19 protein-coding genes are annotated in these 18,616 nt (G+C 62.4%); 8 read left to right on the forward strand and 11 right to left on the reverse strand.

The genetic code is table 11. From position 1 onward, the window contains the following. The first annotated feature begins 16 nt into the window (after positions 1–16). The gene (locus tag HNR51_RS25405) at positions 17–1,249 is read left to right on the forward strand and encodes a replication initiator protein A (RefSeq protein ID WP_238228577.1); all 1,233 of its coding nucleotides are present in this window, start codon (positions 17–19) and stop codon (positions 1,247–1,249) included. A gap of 1,224 nt (positions 1,250–2,473) precedes the next feature. On the opposite strand, the gene HNR51_RS25410 is transcribed toward HNR51_RS25405, so the two are convergent. Continuing rightward, a complete protein-coding gene (locus tag HNR51_RS25410; RefSeq protein ID WP_182556791.1) occupies positions 2,474–2,812 on the reverse strand; it encodes a hypothetical protein in 339 nt (112 codons plus the stop codon). 164 nt (positions 2,813–2,976) lie between these two features. On the opposite strand from HNR51_RS25410, the gene mobQ reads away from it, so the two are divergent. Continuing rightward, complete coding sequence (mobQ, locus tag HNR51_RS25415) at positions 2,977–4,227, forward strand: MobQ family relaxase (RefSeq protein ID WP_182556792.1); 1,251 nt, start codon at positions 2,977–2,979, stop codon at positions 4,225–4,227. Here mobQ and HNR51_RS25420 read toward each other — a convergent pair. Then, a complete protein-coding gene (locus HNR51_RS25420; RefSeq protein ID WP_182556793.1) occupies positions 4,169–5,770 on the reverse strand; it encodes a type IV secretory system conjugative DNA transfer family protein in 1,602 nt (533 codons plus the stop codon). The two genes, mobQ and HNR51_RS25420, sit on opposite strands and share 59 nt — an antisense overlap. Before the next feature lie 67 nt (positions 5,771–5,837). Then, positions 5,838–6,293: a hypothetical protein gene (locus tag HNR51_RS25425; RefSeq protein WP_182556794.1), complete on the reverse strand. Its 456-nt coding sequence runs from the start codon at positions 6,291–6,293 to the stop codon at positions 5,838–5,840. Between HNR51_RS25425 and HNR51_RS25430 the strand changes: the two genes are divergently transcribed. Beyond that, a complete protein-coding gene (locus HNR51_RS25430; protein WP_182556795.1) occupies positions 6,292–6,504 on the forward strand; it encodes a hypothetical protein in 213 nt (70 codons plus the stop codon). The genes HNR51_RS25425 and HNR51_RS25430 overlap by 2 nt on opposite strands. A gap of 37 nt (positions 6,505–6,541) precedes the next feature. Here the strand turns inward: HNR51_RS25430 and HNR51_RS25435 are convergent, their stop codons facing one another. The 5 genes from HNR51_RS25435 to HNR51_RS25455 form a co-directional block, all read right to left on the reverse strand. Then, a complete protein-coding gene (locus HNR51_RS25435; RefSeq protein ID WP_182556796.1) occupies positions 6,542–7,339 on the reverse strand; it encodes a hypothetical protein in 798 nt (265 codons plus the stop codon). 430 nt (positions 7,340–7,769) lie between these two features. After that, positions 7,770–8,948, reverse strand: coding sequence for an AAA family ATPase (locus HNR51_RS25440; RefSeq protein ID WP_182556797.1), 1,179 nt, complete (start codon positions 8,946–8,948; stop codon positions 7,770–7,772). Next, entirely contained in the window at positions 8,948–9,481 is a 534-nt protein-coding gene (locus tag HNR51_RS25445) for a hypothetical protein (RefSeq protein ID WP_182556798.1), read from the reverse strand. The genes HNR51_RS25440 and HNR51_RS25445 overlap by 1 nt, the downstream gene beginning before the upstream one ends. A gap of 26 nt (positions 9,482–9,507) precedes the next feature. After that, the gene (locus HNR51_RS25450; RefSeq protein WP_182556799.1) at positions 9,508–9,744 is read right to left on the reverse strand and encodes a hypothetical protein; all 237 of its coding nucleotides are present in this window, start codon (positions 9,742–9,744) and stop codon (positions 9,508–9,510) included. Between the two features lie 590 nt (positions 9,745–10,334). After that, a complete protein-coding gene (locus HNR51_RS25455; protein ID WP_182556800.1) occupies positions 10,335–11,621 on the reverse strand; it encodes a hypothetical protein in 1,287 nt (428 codons plus the stop codon). Positions 11,622–12,075: 454 nt separating this feature from the next. On the opposite strand from HNR51_RS25455, the gene HNR51_RS25460 reads away from it, so the two are divergent. After that, positions 12,076–12,741: a hypothetical protein gene (locus tag HNR51_RS25460; RefSeq protein ID WP_182556801.1), complete on the forward strand. Its 666-nt coding sequence runs from the start codon at positions 12,076–12,078 to the stop codon at positions 12,739–12,741. Between the two features lie 238 nt (positions 12,742–12,979). Here HNR51_RS25460 and HNR51_RS25465 read toward each other — a convergent pair whose 3' ends face one another. Further along, positions 12,980–13,186, reverse strand: coding sequence for a hypothetical protein (locus HNR51_RS25465; protein ID WP_182556802.1), 207 nt, complete (start codon positions 13,184–13,186; stop codon positions 12,980–12,982). 233 nt (positions 13,187–13,419) lie between these two features. Between HNR51_RS25465 and HNR51_RS25470 the strand changes: the two genes are divergently transcribed. Beyond that, entirely contained in the window at positions 13,420–13,632 is a 213-nt protein-coding gene (locus HNR51_RS25470) for a hypothetical protein (protein ID WP_182556803.1), read from the forward strand. A 17-nt stretch (positions 13,633–13,649) separates the two neighbouring features. On the opposite strand, the gene HNR51_RS25475 is transcribed toward HNR51_RS25470, so the two are convergent. After that, entirely contained in the window at positions 13,650–13,907 is a 258-nt protein-coding gene (locus HNR51_RS25475) for a DUF6894 family protein (protein WP_182556804.1), read from the reverse strand. 218 nt (positions 13,908–14,125) lie between these two features. Between HNR51_RS25475 and HNR51_RS25480 the strand changes: the two genes are divergently transcribed. The 3 genes from HNR51_RS25480 (at position 14,126) to HNR51_RS25490 (ending at position 17,924) form a co-directional block, all read left to right on the forward strand. Next, positions 14,126–14,917 carry a Crp/Fnr family transcriptional regulator gene (locus tag HNR51_RS25480; protein WP_182556805.1) on the forward strand — a complete coding sequence of 264 codons (792 nt, stop codon included), beginning with the start codon at positions 14,126–14,128 and terminating at the stop codon, positions 14,915–14,917. Positions 14,918–14,967: 50 nt separating this feature from the next. Further along, positions 14,968–17,577 carry a PAS domain S-box protein gene (locus HNR51_RS25485; RefSeq protein ID WP_182556806.1) on the forward strand — a complete coding sequence of 870 codons (2,610 nt, stop codon included), beginning with the start codon at positions 14,968–14,970 and terminating at the stop codon, positions 17,575–17,577. A 68-nt stretch (positions 17,578–17,645) separates the two neighbouring features. Beyond that, entirely contained in the window at positions 17,646–17,924 is a 279-nt protein-coding gene (locus HNR51_RS25490) for a response regulator (protein WP_182556807.1), read from the forward strand. Here the strand turns inward: HNR51_RS25490 and HNR51_RS25495 are convergent. After that, positions 17,919–18,616, reverse strand: a 698-nt coding sequence (locus tag HNR51_RS25495; protein ID WP_182556808.1) for an IS3 family transposase, incomplete at its 5' end; no start/stop codon positions are given. The genes HNR51_RS25490 and HNR51_RS25495 overlap by 6 nt on opposite strands.

The following is an 18,616-nucleotide window of genomic DNA, read 5'->3' on the forward strand; positions in this document are numbered from 1 at the left end:
TTCCGGAAATCCTGGTGTGAGTGATCCCGTCCGTCTCGACCTGATGCCCCTCGACGCGTTCGGGGCCCTCGGGCTGCATGAGAAGAACGCCTACCTGCAGGCGCTGGCGGACACGTTCTGCGCCAGGACCGGCCGCGAGACCCTTGTCCTCAACAAGGACGCGCTGAGCCGCCTCCGGCGCTTCTACAGCCGGCGCAGCCTGGCTGACCTCAAGGTCGGGCCTGAGCCGACAGACCCGATCGGCATCGCCCTCAAAGCGCTCGGTGATGCGGTCAAGCTCAACGAGCGCCAACCCGATATCGTCGGCGCGCTGGTCTCTGAGCTGCCGGCGCCGGTGATGCGTGAGGCGCCCGACGACGACGCCCAGCTCGCGTTCTTCGTGCCCAACATCTACGACGCGCCGCTCAAGGACGACGTCAACCTGATGGATGTCGCGCCATTCTCGCTCGGCAAGGCCAAGCGGGAAGGGGTCATCCGTTACGAGCTGAAGGACTGCATCATCACGATCGATGGCAGCGCCTCAGCCGGCCTCGCCACCGTGTTCGACTACGACATCTTCCTGCACATGGTTTCGAGCCTCGCCGATGAGGCCAACCGGTACCGCCGAGCGTTGGAGAAAGGACTTCGTATCGATGTACCGGCGCGGGTCTACCGACCTAATGCTGCGCACATCCTCAAGTTCTGCCGTCGCTCCAACGGCGGCAAACAGTACAAGGACCTCGAGGCCGCGCTGGACCGACTCAAGGGCACCAGCGTCAAGGTGGTCAATCTCGGCAACGGCAATCGCCGTGAGATGATCTCGATGTCGCTGATCCAGGACTACCGGACAGTCAGCCGCACCACGACAGGCAACGTCGACCAGGTCGAAATCGAGATCCCCGATTGGGTCTACGATGGCGTGGTGCGCCAGAAGGGAAACCCGCAGATCCTGACCTTGAACGCCGACTACTTCCTGATTTCACAGGGGCTTGGCCGCTACCTTTATCGGCTGTCCAAGCGTGCTGCCGGCAAAACCGTCGCCCGCTACGGAATGACCGAAATCCACAAGCGCAGCGGCTCCAAACAAGCTCTGCCGCAGTTTGCCCATCAGGTGCGCAAATTCGTTGAAAGCACCAAGATCGCGCCGTTGCCCGAATACGACCTAGAGATCATCCCCGGCAAACGCGAAGACGTGCTTGTCATGCGGGCGCGCGGCACCGAAACCTTGCACGCAGGTGCCGTGGTCGCCCCCGAGCTTCCGTTCGACTGACTCCGTTTTTGTCAGCGATTTTTGTCAAAACCGTACTTCGCCAATCGGGGCAGCAGCGGGCCGAAGGCCACAGCCGCGCTGTGGATAATTCTTGTCAATGCCGTACTTCATCAACCAAAAACCGTACATCATAAATGTCAAACCGTACTTCGCCTATGACAAGCCGTACATCATAAATCTGAGGGCCGTACTTCGCCAATCAAGGATGGCCTCAAGTCACTGATTTTAACCAATGTTTTTTGTCAGAGGGGCAGGTCGCTAATGCCTAAAACTCTTAAAGTCTTTTAAAACACTCTAAAACACCGGTTCTGTGGATAACTTCGGGGTTGCACCGTTACGAAAACTGGTGCAGCAGCCCGATTCGACCTATCTGGCAAATCCAGTGCAACGGAAAGCCCGCCCCTTTTTGGCTCCGCCAAAAACCCGCTCCCCCACCCAATGCGGAAGCCGCCTCCGGCGGCTGATTCCAAAATGGGTCCGCCTAACGGCGAACAAGAGGGGCTGCCGGGACTGTGGGTGGCAGATCGACCTCAGTGGCCCCTGGAGACGTTTTGGGCTGCTCAGCCGACAGAGAGCGGCAAGAGGCTTGAAAAACCCGCTACAGCCCTCCTGAGAGGCTTTGTCCCGCGCCTTGCGCGGGGAGGATGATGGTGCGGTCGCTCTGCGACCGCTGAACCAGCCTGACTCGAGATGGAGGAAGCTGGAGACATCGGCGCAGGACCGGACCAGGGGGCCCATGTTCTGGCAGCCGGTTTTGTCAAAACCGTACATCATCAATGCGCTTGGCCGATAGGTTGGGGAGGTCAGACCAACCAACCGGGTGCCACCTAAGGTTCTACATGGGCGCCCGCAAAATCGTATTTCTGTAAATCCGATTTGCAGGATTTGCAGAATTATGTGTGCGAGATGGCTAATGGGGTAGAGGTTGAGCGGTGCCGATTGGCCGCTAAGGACCATACGCGCGTGCGGTAATCACGGATGGCGTGGATATAATGGCATCAACGGTGACAGCCATCCCACAGGTGAAATGGCTGCCGATCCCTTCACGGTCATCGCCATCCCTGGCTGTACCGTGAGATCATGCTGACACAAAAAACCGATCCCTTCGAGAAAATCCTAGCGGGGGTACGGGGGCCGGTAATGAGGCCCCCGCGCGCGTAGCGCGTGGAAAGGCTCGCGCCGTAGGCGCGACCGCATCGCCCCGCGCAGCGGGGCGATCGTTTTTTAGGGCGTGAAACCAACGGCGCCCGTGAAACCGCAGTAACCCCCTGCAGTGTCCGTCCACACCTGCACGGCAACCATGCCGCCGATTCCGCCGAAGATCAGGCCCACTCCGGTCGGCCGCGTCCACGGGAAAATGGCGAGGAAGACTCCAAGCACCATCAACAGCTGGCTCAGCCCCGGCCCGAGGCTGTTGATGATCGGGTGCCCAATCGAGCAGGCGAGCCAACGCGGGACCCCGGTGTCGAACCCGAGCCAGTGCAGTCCGGCAACCGTACCCCCAGCGATCACAAACAGGGCCAAGCCACTGACCAGATCATCGTCGAGGGAACGGCTGCGCATGAGGTGAGCCTTCTGCATGGGTGTTGGCTGAATGGGTGCTGCGGACACAGGCAGCTGCAAAAGAAGGTCTAGCGTTTTGTAATGGCGCACTTATACATTGGGTATCCAACATAGGTGCGCCCCGGCCACAGGCCGTGGGCGTTGCGGTGGCAACGGAGGGCGCAGTGGCATCTTTCCACTTCTCGGCCCAGGTCATCGGAAGGGCGAAGGGGCGGTCGGCAATCGCCGCTGCGGCGTACCGTGCTGGCGAACGGCTGAGAGACGATCAGACCGGCGCGGAACACGACTTCACTCGCCGTCAGGGCGTCGTGCACACCGAGATCATGCTGCCAGACGGGGCTGCACCCTGGCTGGCCGACCGACAGAACCTCTGGAACCACGTCCACCAGATCGAGACTCGCCGCGACGCTCAACTCGCCCGCGAGATCAATCTGGCCCTGCCGCATGAACTCCCAGCCGAGGAGCGGCTGGCCTTGTTGCGTAACTTCATCCGCACCGCGTTCACCGACCGCGGCATGGTCGCGGACTTCGCCATCCACGCACCGACCGATAACGATCCGCGCAACCATCACGCCCACGTGATGCTCACCCTGCGGAAGGCCACGCCGACGGGTCTGTACCGGGTCAAAACCCGGGAGTGGAACTCGGACGCTCTGCTCAACACCTGGCGTGAAAGCTGGGCGACTTGGCAGAACCACTACCTTGCCCGTGGCCAGCATGAAGCGCGGGTTGATCACCGCACACTTGCGGTTCAGCAGGCGGATGCCCGGAACCGCGGCGACCGACTGGCTGCCGCAAGTCTTGACCGGCCGCCGGAAATCCACGTAGGCCCGCGGGCGCAGAACGCGGCGAGGCGTGGGGCTAAGCCGAAGAGCCTGCCGCGGACTGATCTGACCGCCCGCCCCCAAGGCGGCGCCTGGCGCTCCGCGAAGGCTGGCGGGAACCGGCAGCGCGATATCACCTACCCACAGATCGATCGAGGCTCCCGGGCTGCCTACAACGCGCGCCGCGGCGCCCTTGCCGCGGCCGCAGTCTCCCGCCACGTCGAAACCGTCCGGGCGCGCACGGCGCGGCTGAGGCTGATCGAAGGGCGCTACCTCAAGGCACTGCGGGCAACCAAGGAAGGCCTGCGCGACCTGCCGCGCGAACGTGGAGGCTTCCGGCGCTCGGGTGATCCGGCGCAACGCGCCAATCGCCTGGCCCTCATGTTGAATCGTCGTGCCCATCTACTGCGTCGGCTCCAGCTGCTGCGGTTGCTGTTGGGGCGGACCGACACGATCCTTAGCGGCCTGTTTCAGGTGCAGGATCGCGCGTTTGGACGAAGCCGCATCCTCACGGATCGGCTGTTGCCGCGGGCTAACGCGAGCGTGCGCGTGAACCTCCGGCCCGGGCGTAGCCGGGACCTGCTGTGGTAGGTGCGTCCGGCATGTCGTCGTCATCACCGAACCACCTGCTGGTGGGCAGAGTCACCACCACACCTTCAGCCTGCCGCCACGCATCGTAGAGGCCACGCCAGCGCCACTCCTTGTAGTAGCGGACCTTGGTGCCCTTGATCGGCGCACCGACCTGGTCGGGCATCATAATGATGCACTGGTTCGGGTTCATGAACCGCACCTCAGCAGCATCCAGCAGATCCCGGCCGGTTTCCGACTGGCCGTCCTGATGCTGCGCCCGGACCAGGCTCAAATTGCCGGCGGCAGTGCCGTAGGAGCTCGACATCACCGTCTGACGGCCGATGCCTTCGGCTACCTCACGGGCCGTCCGCGTGTCGGACACCCCGAACATCACCTGGGCGCCGGATCCGGCGATGAACGTGGTCGCGGTCTCCTGACCATAGAGCGCGCGCAGCTGGCCGAGGTCCTGAAAAATGATGACCGTCTGGCAGTAAGCCCTGAGCATGCCCATACCGGTGGCCAGAATGTCGAGGCGACCGAGGGCCTTGGCCTCATCGATCAGCAGCATCGGCTTGTGTGCCGGCGGCGGGCGGTCCTTGCTGCGCATCAGCGCGGCGACGGCACAGCCCATCATCACCCGCAGGAACGGCGTGAAGATATCGATCTTGTCGTCCGGCACCATCAGGTAGACGGACATCCCTTCCCGGCTGAGATCCTCCATCCGGAAGTCCGAGGCCTGGGTGATCCATCCCCCGACCCGGTCCTTGCTCCAGAACGCCATGCCCTTGGCCGTGTTGTTCAGCACCGACTGGGTTTCCGGGTGTTCCAGGCCGTTGAGCGTGATGCGGCCCTGCTCGGCAATCGAAGGAATCCGGCTGCTGGCCATCTCCTCGAACAGCCCGCGCAGGGTCTCGCCCTCGGCGGCGATCAACTCGCGCACTAATGAGAGCGTCTGCTGCTCCTCGGGGTACGCGTGCAGGACGTGGCGGATCACCGCCGTGAGGACGTTCTTGGCGCTGGTGTCCCAGTGCCCCTCCCGGCTTTCCGGGATGACCAGAAAGCTGGCCAGCTGCGCCGTGTCGGTGTCCTCGTGGAAGGTGCCCTTGCGGATCATGGAGAGCGGGTTGAAGAAGTCGCTCTCCTCGGGATGGATCGCGTCCAGGCGCCAGACCGGGCCCAGGGTTGAGCGATGCCGCTGCGTCACTGCGAAGTTTTCACCCTTCGGGTCAGTGACGATCACCGAACCCTTGTGGTCCAGGAGATTGGGCACGACCACGCCGACGCCCTTCCCCTTGCCCTGAGGAGCTACGCACAGCACCGCACCGTCGCCCTTGAAGCGGATGAACTGGCCGTAGGCCATGCCGACGATCAGCCCCTTGCTGCCGCCTAAGGCGTCGCCGCGCACCAGGTCATAGAAGCCGGCCCAGCGTGCCGACCCATGCGACGTCGGCCGTGACCGCAAGGCCTTCCGGCCCTGGCGGAACCCGTGCTTGAGCAGGAAAGCCAGCAGCCAAGCGGCCCACCTGAGCACGCGGAACACAACACGGACGAGCAGCCAAAGCACGCGCATAGCCTACTCCAAAGTGGGTTTAATCAGAAGCTAAGTGACTGTTGTTGCATCACAAATGTGCTCAGCGTCCGCGCCCCTGCGTCCGCGTCTGAATGCGGATTTCACGCTCGGGAGGGGGAAGACGGTGCTGCTGCGCCAGGTGGGCACGAGCGTTCCGCACATCGCCAAGCCGCTCACTGAGGTGCTTCAGGTCACGCAGGGCCTCTGGCAGTTCACCGACTGCCGCAGCGACCGCCCGGCGGCGCCAGCCCAGGAACCCCGTGCGGAACACACCGAACGTTAGCTCGCGGCGAAGGACTGTCTCCTCAAACACCGCAATCGCATGGACGAACCCGCGCCGGCGGCTCAGCTTACGGAACGCCTGCGCAGCCAGATGCGGGTAAACGAAAATCTCGCCCATCAGCCGCTGAGCACGGGCCTCCGCCAGGCCGATGCCGAGACGCAGATCACGCTCGAGGACATCGTAGTCATGCGGGATGCCACCAGGCGGGGCCGATGCGTTTTCAGCTGCGGACATGAATGATCTGCCCTATACTGTTGGGATGTTGAGTTTTATTTATGACCTATGGATTGTTTGGTTCAGCCGTGAGCCGGTGCCACAGAGCTGGTCAGAGCTCATCAAAGATGTGGAGCGACTTCACCCCAACGACCGCTATATTCAGCAATGGAATGCCGAGTACGAGCTCATTCGGCGTCAGGAGCAAGGACAGCGCGGTCACGACGCCTGACTTAAAGGCGTAAAATCGTAAAACCGTATTTACGCCACTATTGAGGCAGGCCTACGTAGTAGAGCTCTTCCGGCAGGAAGGGGCGGGGAGCCGTGTCCGAGGGCGTCTTGAGCATCACCTTGAAGCGGTTCTTCTTCCAGTACGGCAGCCACTGGTCGAACACGGCGAGGTTCTTCTCCTGCGTCATTCCGCAGTCGACCTTGAACTCGACCCGGTGGGTTCCAGGCGTCAGCCGCACCGAGCCAAAGTAGCTCTGTGAGCGATACACATCCCGTTCCGGGCGGCGGTCCGAACCGAACGCCGTAGTGCCCGTGATCAGCCGGTTGCCGCCGACGTAGAACGACCCGGAGCAGTTGAACCAAAGGGCGCCATACAGGAACAGCGGATCGATGGTCAGCACCGGGTCCAGGACCATCGAGAAGACGTAGATCCCGTCCTCCTTGGCATTCAGAATGCTGACGCCGTTGTAGATGAAGCGGTTCTGGCCCGTGATGTAGCGTGAGTGCATGTCGAAATTGAAGTCGAACATGGGCCCGGGAAAGCCGGCAACGGCCTCGCTGTTGCCGTCCTGGCTCCAGGGAATGAGCCGAACAAACCAACCCGGGACGGCCTTGCCCTTGGGGGCGGCGGGCTTCGCGGCCGGCAGCGCAGCCACGCTGGTGTTCGGGCTCTTCCGCTCCTTGCTCTCCAGCTGATCCAGGCGGCGGTTCAGGGCCTCGAGTGCACGCATGATCGCAGCGTTATCAGGCTGTGCCGCTGGTGCCTCGGCCGTGGCTGAGGTGGCGGACATCAACGCGAGTCCAAGGCTCGCGACACGCATCGTGATACCGTTCATGGTTAGCGATCCATTAATGGCGGCCGGTAGCCCCGCACGGTAGCGAAGGGCGGCGTGGCGAGGGGAGGGGGGCCTGGAGGTGGCGGCTTGAGACCGTCCAGCTCCGGGAAGGTCTCAGGCTGAATGACCCGGATCCTGTCCGGCGGACGTTGAGGTGGCAGGGAGGGGGAGGGAGCCCGCCTGGGAGGCAGTTGCGCGGTTGGGGGATTGCTGCTGGCTGGAGGCGCCGGGGGCGGGCCTGTCTGGTATTGCCCCTGGCTTGGCGAGGGGCCCGGCTTGGGGAACCAGAGGACGTAGACGAGTCCCGCGACGACCAGTGCCGTGATGTACCACCAGCGGTTCAGGACGCTGAAGGCTTTCAGCAGGCGGCTGTGGGCTGCACTCATCGCGACGGTCGCCTCGCGGAGCACCGACAGCCACATCGGCGTGCCTACGCGCCTCCCTTGGTCCGCGGCGCTGCTTTGGGTGCCTGAGACTTGTCGGACACCGCACGCACGGTCATCTCCGTCGTCTTCGCGTCGTAGATGATCTCGATCTCCCGCACGCCCTCTGCCTTGAGCGTGCTCGCAGCAGTGCCGAAATCGCGCTCGATGTGCCGATAGAGGTCACGAGTGTCGAAGCCCGGGCGGTCGTACTGGTCGACGTACGACAGCAGGATCTGCGGCGGCACCGGCCTCAGCGTCAGGCCGTAGTCGGCGACTTCCTCGGTCAGGATCTTGAGCGTGATCGCGGCCAGGGCTTCCGGGCTGAGAGGGGCGAAGGCGAAGACCCGATCGATCCGGGACAGCACCGGAGAGGGCAGCTCCTGCCGCAGGATCGCCCGGCAACGCTCGGACAGCTCCTCGCTGGTCAGCAGGCCTGCGTTCTGGTTCCCGGACGCCTGGCGCTGATAGGCGGCAAGGGCCGCGATCTCCTTTTCCTTCGCGTTGGACGTCAGGATGAAGATGGCGTCGGTCGTGCTGACTAAGGTCGACTGGGTCGTCTCGCGGATGTAGCCCTCCTGCCAAGCCGCCAGGAAGGCGTTCTGTGCGTCGAGGCAGGCCTTCTCGAACTCGTCGAGGATGATCACCGTGTTTGGGTTGTCCAACAGGTGGTTCATCAAACCAGCCTTCCGGTCGGAGCCAACAAACCCCGGCGCAGCGCCGAACAGGCTGTTGAGCGATGCAGCGTCCTTCAGCTTGTTCATCTCGACCAGGTAGTGGCCGCCCCAACCGGGCAACGCATCTCCGATGGCCTTGCCCAGTTCGGACTTACCGGTTCCGGGCGGCCCCGAGACCAGGAAGACGCCGATCGGCCGGCGGCGATGCACCTTGGCGGACCGGCTGGCGATCAGGGCAGCGAGCTCGTTTACGACTGCCTCCTGACCGATCACGCGGCTGTTGACCTGTTCAGCCAGCGTCGCGGCATCGATGGGCTTGATCTTCTGGTTGGGCTGCCGCTGCGCGAGCAGCTCACGCAGCCGCGCGGGGTCGGTCATCTGATCGAGGATCTTCACAAGGGGCTCCGGAAGTTGGTGGTCTTTCACCAGTCCCGCGGCTCTCAGAGGCGCGAGACCGAGCAGGGTCAGAAGAGTGAAGAGGGCCGCGGTGCCGATGAGCTCCCAGTCCATCAGCGCACGGGCACATCGACGGTCTGGCCAGGCGCCATCACGGGGAGCGGCACAGGGCCGTACGCGGTCGCCAGCGCCACGGTGATCCCGCCGCCGCCGTCGAACACACCATGCACACTCAGCAGGTTGTGCGTGGGCCTGGGGACGGCCAGACGCATCGGCTGGCGGGTCAGCGGAACGCTGATGCTGAACTCGTCGGTGAGGATGGACACGATGTCTCCATCTTCGGCGCAGTCGTCCCAGAGCGTGAGCCAGACCAAGTCACGCGGCTGCTCCTGCCGGTTCATGGAAAGCAGTGCCTCCACACGTTCCTCGGGCGCAACCGGAGGGAGAACAACCGTGCCTGCCTGCCGGTAGGCTGCGTTGCGCAGCGCGTGCTCGGAAGCTGTGAGCGGGCGCTCCACGGCGGGGGCGTTCAGCAGGCCGCCGCAGCTGATGGACATCACCCCAAGGGCCACAAGAGCTGCCCAGGGCATCGGCTGCAGCCGGGGTGCGGCGGCACTCTTGAGCGGTGATGGATGACGGGTCATCATGCGAGGGAGCCCTCAAGCATCGCGGATCAGGCTGCCACGCACGTCGGAGCGGCTGCGCTGCGGATCTTCCGGCGCAGCAGGGCCAGGCTGTTGTTCAGGGCGCGCCGATCCGACGGTGTCGATCCGGTCAGCAGGAACCACCAGCCGGTCTGCAGCAGCACATGCAGCTTGATGTGCTTGCGAGTCCTTTCGACCCGATAGGGCAGTCGCAGCTCATCGAGCAGGCTGGTGTGGGCGAGGATGAATGCCTTCGAGGTCTTCATGACGTCTGCCATCCCAGTCGTTCAGGGGTGACAGACTTGTTCCAGAGCCCTGCGTGCCGTTCGATCCCAAAGACTCGGTGGAAATCTTTGGCATTGACAAAGACCAAGCTTCTGCCTGGATTGATTCGCGTGGGTATGCGAGGGGTTTCAAATAGAAGTATGAGAGCATTGAAATAATAGAAACGGAGTACAACAATAAAACCAGCATTAAGCTGGAGCATCTCAATGAATTTATCAATCAACCCTAAGATGGAGCGTGATCTCAACAGGTCTTTTCGTCGAATGAAGAAGATTATGCGGACCGGGCGAGTCCCTTCAAGGAAGCCGCGGAACGCCTTCAAGATCGCTTATCAGGCCTATCGGTTTGAGAGGCAGGTGCTGGGATATATGTGGGACGGACTCTCGGTAGAGTTCGATCAGAACGGACCTGCCTTTAACAATCAGATGCAGTTTGCTCGCGACCGTTCAATGCCGATGTTGAAGGCAATGTACGGCGAAAAGCTGATCAACGCTGCTAATGAAGCGTATGTGGCTGTGCACTGCATGGGGAACGTACGGAAGTAACCTGCCGATCGATCAGATTGACCCTCTCAGGAGGGTCTTTCTATGTCTCCAAGCTGCCTCAGGCGGTCGATTTCCCGCACCTTGTGAAAGGCGCCCATTGAAAGGCAGATCTGGCGCGAACTCTCCAAATATTCATTATCAATCTCGCCCCTCAATAGGGCAATTTTTCCGCGCACTAGGCGCAGGCCTCGATGGATCTGACCAGCACCGCCGGACAAATCGGGGGGGAGCTTGAGAATTGCTTCGGCAATTTGGCGCTCTGCCCCCTGGTAATCACCATCATTCATGAGGCGAGACGCAGTCAGCGTCCGCCGGGACATGTCCAATCCGAGGTTGTATTCCGCAGATCTCAGGCGAGCGTCCGCCTCACCTAGCAGCTCCTTCATATTCATACCCCCGAGGTCCTTTAGGGACGTAGTAGTCCGGTAACCACGGTCTAGAAATTCATCGGCGGCATTCAGGTACAGAACCGGATCGATGAGATCGGAAGTGGCGCCATACTGTTCTATGGCCAGTGCAAGAGCTTTGCTGGCCGAGCCAAAGTCCGGCGCATTGTTGATCAGTCGGTTGCGTCGTTCCCAGTGTCTTGCATGCTCAAGCTGGACAATCCCAGCTTGAGCATGGTTTTCGGCGACCAGCTTTTCTGTTTTGCTTTTAAAGTAGGAGAAACGATACCACTGCCCAACGGATTGAGATACCCATGCGCCTGCGCGGGTGATCCGTAACAGGCGATCCGCAAAAGCAGATGGAGAGAGAAAGCTGAGAGACTTGCCTCTTTCCTCACTCATATACTCGGCAAGGATGTAGGCGTTATTGATTGCCTCGCCCTGGTTGCCGCCGCTAGCTGTTCTATTTATCGTCCTGCTAGCAAAATTCTCAAACAAAACTTTATCAGAGAACAGCTCTTTTCGATCCTCTTTCCCGAAAAGGCCATCGGATCTGGCCTTTCTGGCCGCTCTCGAGAAGGATGCTGCGCCCCAGCTCTGATTACGGCCATATTTGAAGTTTTTGCTGATACGGTTATGAGCGATCGCTGCAAGTTCAACATCTGCTTGGAGTTCTGAATCAAGATTTGCAAAATTCAATTCTTGCTTAATGCGGCCATATAGGCCGATGTTGAACCAAACCTCTCCGGCACGTGCTCTCTCGTACTCACGTTTGACTGAAACATCGAGTGTTTCGAGTGCCTTAAGAGCTGAGATTGGTTTGCTAGCGCGAGGGTTGCGCGCCGCCCAGCCTTTTTGCACCGCTTCTTCAAATCGGGGGAAAAATCGGAGGTATGCTTCGACCTCTTCGGGAGACAGTTCAAGCATAGTCGTCCAGGCGGTTCAAAGCCGGTTGCGGGGATGTCGGAACGATCATCCTATCATGCTTATTGCACTCGGCGAGCCGACTGCCGCATCACGTAGATTTCTGTAAAACCAAAAATACGATTATGTGATGGTTGATTGTGTACCGTAGCGGTTCCAGTGCTCTAGCGAAGGGCCAGCCGCCCGTGCCGGCCTCAAGGCACGCTGCGCTCTTTGGCCTTGACCCCGTCCCAGCCGTCCGGCGGTGGGCTGCCATCGGTTTCGACGCCCCAAAGGGCGACGAAGGCCGCCGTCACAAGGAAAAGGGCAGTCCGCGTTGCGGATGAGGGTGCGGGATCTGACTTCGGTGGAAGGGGCGGAAGTTTTCAACAGGAAGTCGCATGCCAGGCGCTGATTGGCACTTTTGTGCTAAAGGTTGCTGCCTACGTTGAAGGTTTGTTCATCAGGAGGGTTGGCCTTGCCGCTCCAGAACATCCACCTTCGTAAGTTCCTCAAAGTCGGATTTTCCAATGCAAGCCGGCGTAGGTCTGAGCTGCGGGCGGACATCAGACAGGAAATTGCCCGAGAAGCGCAGGCAGATAGCGGTGGCGGTGACTTCTACGTGCCGTTCTGGGCGGACGCCAAGGCACATGCCCTTGGTACCAGGGATCTACGGCAGGCCGTTCGGGAGCGCATCGCTGCTAATGGGGGACGAGCTGCTCTTTACCCACGGCTTAGGGATGGCTTTCTGCAGTGGTGGGACGAGCGGCGGCGGCTAACCAACGCGCCGGTTCAGGCTGGAGACGTCCAAAGGGCCAGCTTTAGCGTCCCGGGGCTTGCCGCAACGGTCAAGGTCGAAAACGTCCTGTCCGTGACCGATGGGGCTGGCACATGCCGCTTCATCTACCCCTATTTTGCTAAAGAGCCTGCGCTCAACGACGACTCGGCGCGGATCGCCCTTTGGCTGCTCAGCCAAGCGCTTCCCAGTGTGCCCCTCTCTGAAATCCGCATTCTGGATGTGATCAGAGGGCGGACGTTCTCGGTTGGCCGGACGCCTCTGCGTGGTGACGAGGAGGCTGAGTTCCGGCGCATCTACGAGGTCCTGATTGAGGAGCGCGATCGTCTACGCCGGGAGTATGACTGAGTTCTGGTTGGGGCGCTGCCCCCGGCTGCGGTCAAGGGGTGTCCCCTGCCTTCGGCAAAGCGCCTGCAGGCGGGTGATCCCCCTCCCCTGGGACCTACGCCACCCCCGGTCTCGCCGACGAGCAGAAGGTCAGGACGGGGCCTGACGCTTCAAGGGGAAGGGTTCTCTGGCTTCGTTCTGAACTGGCATTCCAAATGCGCCGCGGCGTCATCTTCCATCACCGTCATTATCAGGGTGCTCACAGCTTTCCCAACGGATCGATCCGTAGCTTCTGGCGACGCAAGGCTGTCAGCGCTTCCAACTCACGCCACATCGTGAGCTCGGCCTCGCTCGTGTCGAAGCCCGCTCCGGTTAGGGAAAGTACCGTCTGGATCCGCGCCGAGACGCGGATCTCGCTGGCCCGGATCAGGCGTCCCAACTGCGCGAGGAACTCGTCGTCTGTCATCGTCGTGCCTCCGCATGCTCCTGACCGCAAACACGTTACCGTTATCTCGGGCTCGTCAGCCGAACCAACCGGCCAGCGCCAGCAGGATACTGCTAAGTTGTTGTGCAAATAGAGAAAACCCAAGTTGAGGTGGGCGCAACAGCCATCCTCTTGTGAAAGGGGCAGTCATCGCCACCTCCAACACACCTCACTCCCTTAGATGGCGACAGATGCCCGATCGGCGCAGGCAGCGTATGGACGCGACCATCCTTGAAATCGTCGAACAGGAAGGCATGGCGCGAGACATCGCTGAGATGGCGCACGATCTCGCGCAGGACGGCCATCATGCAACTGCAGACATGCTTCGGACGATGAGCCGCCGTCGCCGGGTCATAGGCATGGAGCTCCGCGCTAACCTAGCTGTGCTCAAAGCTGGAGATCATGAAGCCGCTGGAGACGGCGAGTAGCGCCCGTGCAGCTGAGTTCAGAGCTCCGAAGTCTGACGTTCGGGGTGACACTCGGCAGCTAGGTCCAGCCGTACGGTACAGAGTTCTGTTCCGTGCTCATCGCGGACAAACGCTATGAAATCGCGCTTGCCGTCGCGAGGCGGAGCCTCCCGCCCAACATCCGGCAACGCCGCAATGGCCGCGTCACGCGCGGCCTGCAGGCTCTCGTACTCCTGGCCTTCCTCGTCCTTCAGCCACAGTGCACCATCCTGAAAATCGAGAAAATAGCGAGGCATGACAATGTGCGCGCTGGAGCATGTTGGTCTTCACAAACCTAGAAGCGCTTCAGATGCAGATGGTTGCATGCCCTAGCCCACATCCGGGATGAGGTAACCCAACCCAATGAATTCCGCTGAATTTCTCAGCATCTGTGCAATTGTGGACAGACAGGCGGATAAGCGTCGCGATAAGGGTTGGGGCAAACGCAACCCAAGACAACTCCCTGCCGCCTGTTATGCTCCCCGACATCGACGCCCTGCTTCGCGGCAACCTGCTCCTCAGCGCCCTGCGCCTGTCGGATCAGGCGCTGCTGAAGCCCCACCTAGAGCTGCGAGAGCTCCAGCGCGGCGAACTGCTGTTTGAGGCCGGCGAGGACGTTTGCTTCATCTCTTTTCCGCTCGGCCAGTGCGTGGCGGCCCTCGTCATCGGGCTGCAGGACGGGCGCGCGGTCGAGACCGCCACGGTTGGCCACGAGGGAGCGATCGGTGGTGTGGTGAGCCAGGGCTCGCTGCCCGCGTTCAGCCGGGCTGTTGTCCAAGTTCCCGGCTCGGTGCTGCGCATCGAGGCGGCAGTGCTGCAGCAGATCAAACAGACCTCTCCGGGCCTGCGCAATCTGATGACCCGCTACTCGGATTGCCTGCTCGCCCAGGTGCTGCAGTCGGTCGCCTGCAACGCCAGCCACACCATCGAGGCCCGCTGTGTTCGTTGGCTCCTGAGCTTGCAAGACCGCATCGGTAGCGACGTCCTGCCCGTCACACATGAAGTGCTGGCGGAACTGCTGGGCGTGCAGCGCTCCTACCTGACGCGCACGCTCCGGACCCTGCAGGAGCAGGGCCTGATCCAGATCCGGCGCGGGCGCATCATCATCAAGAGCCGTCCGGCGATGGAAGAAGCAAGCTGCGAGTGCCATGGCGCAGTCAAGCGGCACTTCGAGGCGGTATTGGGCGCCGTCTACAACGCCAGCGGCACCTTGGTGTCGCTTCGCTCGACGCCCGCGGAAGGCACACAACTGTGTCAAGCTGTTTAGGTGTTCCAATCCTGAAGGTAATCTCACCCTAATGTCAGTCTGAAGAGAAGATGCCCTGGTCCGACGATCCCCTCGACACTGTGTCGAAGCAAAGCTTCGATGATGTCGTGCGTCTGGCTGCCGAACTCTGCCAGGTCGCGCATGCAGTGACCTGTTTGCAGGCTGGAGAGCGACTGCAAGTGCATGCCTCCTACAGTGCTGCTGGTAGCTCCACAGCGCTGGATCCGGACGTGTGCGCTGATGCTGCCGTGCCGGAAGAACTGCTCATTGTCCCGGACCTGCAAGAGGATCCGGAGCGGCAGGGCTTGCCGCGGCTCGCGGAGGGTTCACAGGTACGCTTCTATGCGGCCGTTCCTCTGCAATCGGCGGATGGGACGGTCCTGGGCGTACTGTCCGTGTTTGACCCGGCGGCGCGCCCGGACGGCCTGACGCAGGTCCAAGAGGACTGTCTGCGGAGCCTGGCCCGCCAGACGGTGACGCTGCTCGAGGTGCGGAGCGCAGCCCGGGCGCACCGCGCGCAACGGATCCTGCACGAGCGCATCCTCGACAGCGCAACAGACTACGCGATCATTGCGATGGATCGGAGCGGGCGCGTCACCCGCTGGAATGCCGGGGCCGAGCGGATCCTCGGCTGGCGTGAAGAGGAGATGCTGGGCGATCCCGCCCACGTGTTCTTCACGCCTGAGGATCGGGAAGCTGGTCGACCGGAGACCGAGATGGCGCTGGCGCTGCGGGACGGCTTCGCGCCGGACGAGCGTTGGCACCTGCGCAAGGGCGGTCAGCGGTTCTGGGCGACCGGTGAGCTGATGCCTCTCAAAGCCGAGAACGGCACCGTGCAGGGCTTTCTCAAGATCCTGCGCGATCGCACCCAACAGCGCGTCGAAGCAGCAGAGCGTAACGCCAGCGAGCTGCGCTTCCGCTCGCTCGTCGAGGTCAGCCCTCAGGTGGTCTGGTTCGGTGATGCCGCCGGCAACATCACCTACTGCAACCCGATCTGGTACGAGTTCACGGGGCTACCGTCAGGTGACACAAACTGGGCCAGCGTGATCCACCCAGACCACCAGGAACGTGTGCTGGAGGTCTGGAGGCATGCGGTTGAGACCGAGGGACCCTACGAGGTCGAGATCCCGTTCCGCCGAGCCAGCGATGGCCAGTACCGCTGGTTCCTGGCGCGCGGCAAACCCATAAGCGATGCTGCCGGCGTACCGGATTGCTGGATCGGCATCGCCATCGACATCCACGACCGCAAGGAGGCTGAGATTGCCCTCCGCAGCGCGCAGGAGCAGTTGCGCCTTGCCGTCGAGGCGACCGAGACGGGCGTGTTCGACTATGACCTCGTCTCGGACGAGCTGAAGTGGGACAACCGCATCCGTTCGTTCTACGGCCTAGCGCCGGACGCTCCCGTCAACCTGGCCGTGCACCTGGCTCGCGTGCACCCGGACGACCATGCCAAGGCGGATGAAGCGGTGCGCGCCGCGATCGATCCGGCCGGCGACGGCATCTACGACATCACCTATCGCACGGTGGCCCCGGAGGACGGGACCGAGCGCTGGGTGTCTGCCAAGGGTCAGACCCTCTTTGAGGGCGGACGACCGGTGCGTCTCATCGGCACCGCGCGCGATGTCACCGGGAGCCGGCGCGCGGAGCAGGTTCTGCGCGAAACCGAGGAGCGCTACCGCCTCGCCTCGCGCGCCACCAACGATGCGATCTGGGACTGGAACCTCGCCACCAACCACGTGCTCTGGAACGAGGCGCTGCAGGTTGCCCACGGCTACGCGCCTGATGCGGTCGAGCCGACCGGTGACTGGTGGATCAGCCACATCCATCCCGACGACCGCGCCCGCATCGATGCCTCCATCCATGCTGTTATCGATGGGACGGGTACTGTCTGGAGCGACGAGTACCGCTTCCTGCGGGCCGACGGCTCCTATGCCGACATCCTCGACCGCGGTTCCGTCATCCGCGACGCGCAGGGAAAAGCGACGCGCATGATTGGGGCGATGCTGGACATCACCGAGCGCAAGCAGGCGGAAGAGCAGCAGCGCCTGCTGACGGGTGAGCTGCAGCACCGGGTCAAGAACACGCTGGCGATGGTGCAGGCGATTGCCAGTCAGACGCTGCGAGGGGCGGCGGACATCGACGAAGCGCGTGAGGCTTTTGCCGCCCGCCTAATCTCACTCGGCCGCGCGCATGACATTCTCACGCAGGCCAGCTGGAAGGCTGCCCCGATCATGGAGGTGGTCCAGGGGGCCCTGAGTGTGCATGCCCAGGCCGGACCTGCACGGATCCGGGTTAGCGGCCCGAACGTGCTGCTCGGTGCGAAATCAGCCCTCTCACTGGCTCTGGCTCTGCACGAGCTGGCCACCAACGCGGCCAAGTACGGCGCTCTTTCGAACGAAAGCGGGATCGTGGAGCTGCGCTGGCACATTGTGCACGAGGGCGAAGCGCCCCGGTTCTGCCTTACCTGGTCCGAGCAGGGTGGGCCGCCCATTCTCGCCCAGCCTGCGCGGCGCGGGTTCGGCTCACGCCTGATCGAGCGCAGCTTCGCCGCCGAGGTCGGTGGTGAGGTTAGGCAGACCTATGCACCGACCGGGCTAATCTGCCGCCTGGAGGCGCCCCTTGCCTCGATGCAGGAGCAGCGTAGCGAAATCGCAGCATAGCGGTAGGTTTTGGTGATTAGGCTTCAGCCAAGCTGAAACCTTTCCCGCAGCTTCCCCCTTCTGTTTGAATGGAATTGCATACTGCGTCGCCTCCCGCTGTCGCCTTGGTTGCCGAGGATGAATTTATTCTACGTATGGAGGCGGCCGACACCCTGGCCGATGCCGGGTTCAAGGTCTTGGAGGTCGCCACCGCTGACGCAGCGCTGCGCTACCTCCAGGAGAAGGACGGTGTCGACTTGCTGTTCACCGATGTGAACATGCCGGGTGACCTCAATGGTTTCGACTTGGCCCGTGAAGTTGCTGCCCGCTGGCCAGTGACCTTGCCCCCTGTTTGCCCCCGTTCATAACCAGAGTCTGTTCTGGTTCTGGTCCTGCTTGGACCGGGTTGCAAACGCGTTCGGGGTGAGCCCGCCAAGGCTCGTGTGGGGGCGGCAGGTGTTGTAGTCGACCCGCCACACCTCGATGATGGTCCGGGCCGCCGGCAGGCTCCTGAACAGATGCTCGTTCAGGCACTCGTCGCGCAAGCGCCCGTTCAGGCTCTCGACAAAACCGTTCTGCTGCGGCTTGCCGGGGGCGATGTAGTGCCACTCGACCGCACGCTCCTCCTGCCAGCGCAGGATGGCGTGCGAGGTCAACTCGGTGCCGTTGTCCGAGACGATCATCAGCGGCTTGCCCCGGTCCTTGATGATCCGGTCGAGTTCGCGCGCAACCCGCTGCCCGGACAGCGACGTGTCGACCACCAGCGCGAGACACTCCCGCGTGCAGTCGTCGACCACGACGAGGATGCGGAAGCGCCGCCCGTCGTCGAGCGTGTCGGAGACGAAGTCCAGGCTCCAGCGCTGGTTCGGCTCCTGGGGCACGGCGGCCGGTGCCCGCGTGCCAAGGGCTCGTTTGCGCCCACCGCGCTTGCGCACCGACAGCCGTTCCTCCCGATAGAGGCGGAAGAGCTTCTTGTGGTTGAGTATGAGGCCCTCACGCTGCATCAGGATGAGCAGGCGCCGGTAGCCGAACCGGCGGCGCTCGCCGGCCAGGCTGCGCA

This window comes from Methylorubrum thiocyanatum, from assembly GCA_014138645.1.
In the GTDB taxonomy this organism is placed as follows: domain Bacteria; phylum Pseudomonadota; class Alphaproteobacteria; order Rhizobiales; family Beijerinckiaceae; genus Methylobacterium; species Methylobacterium thiocyanatum.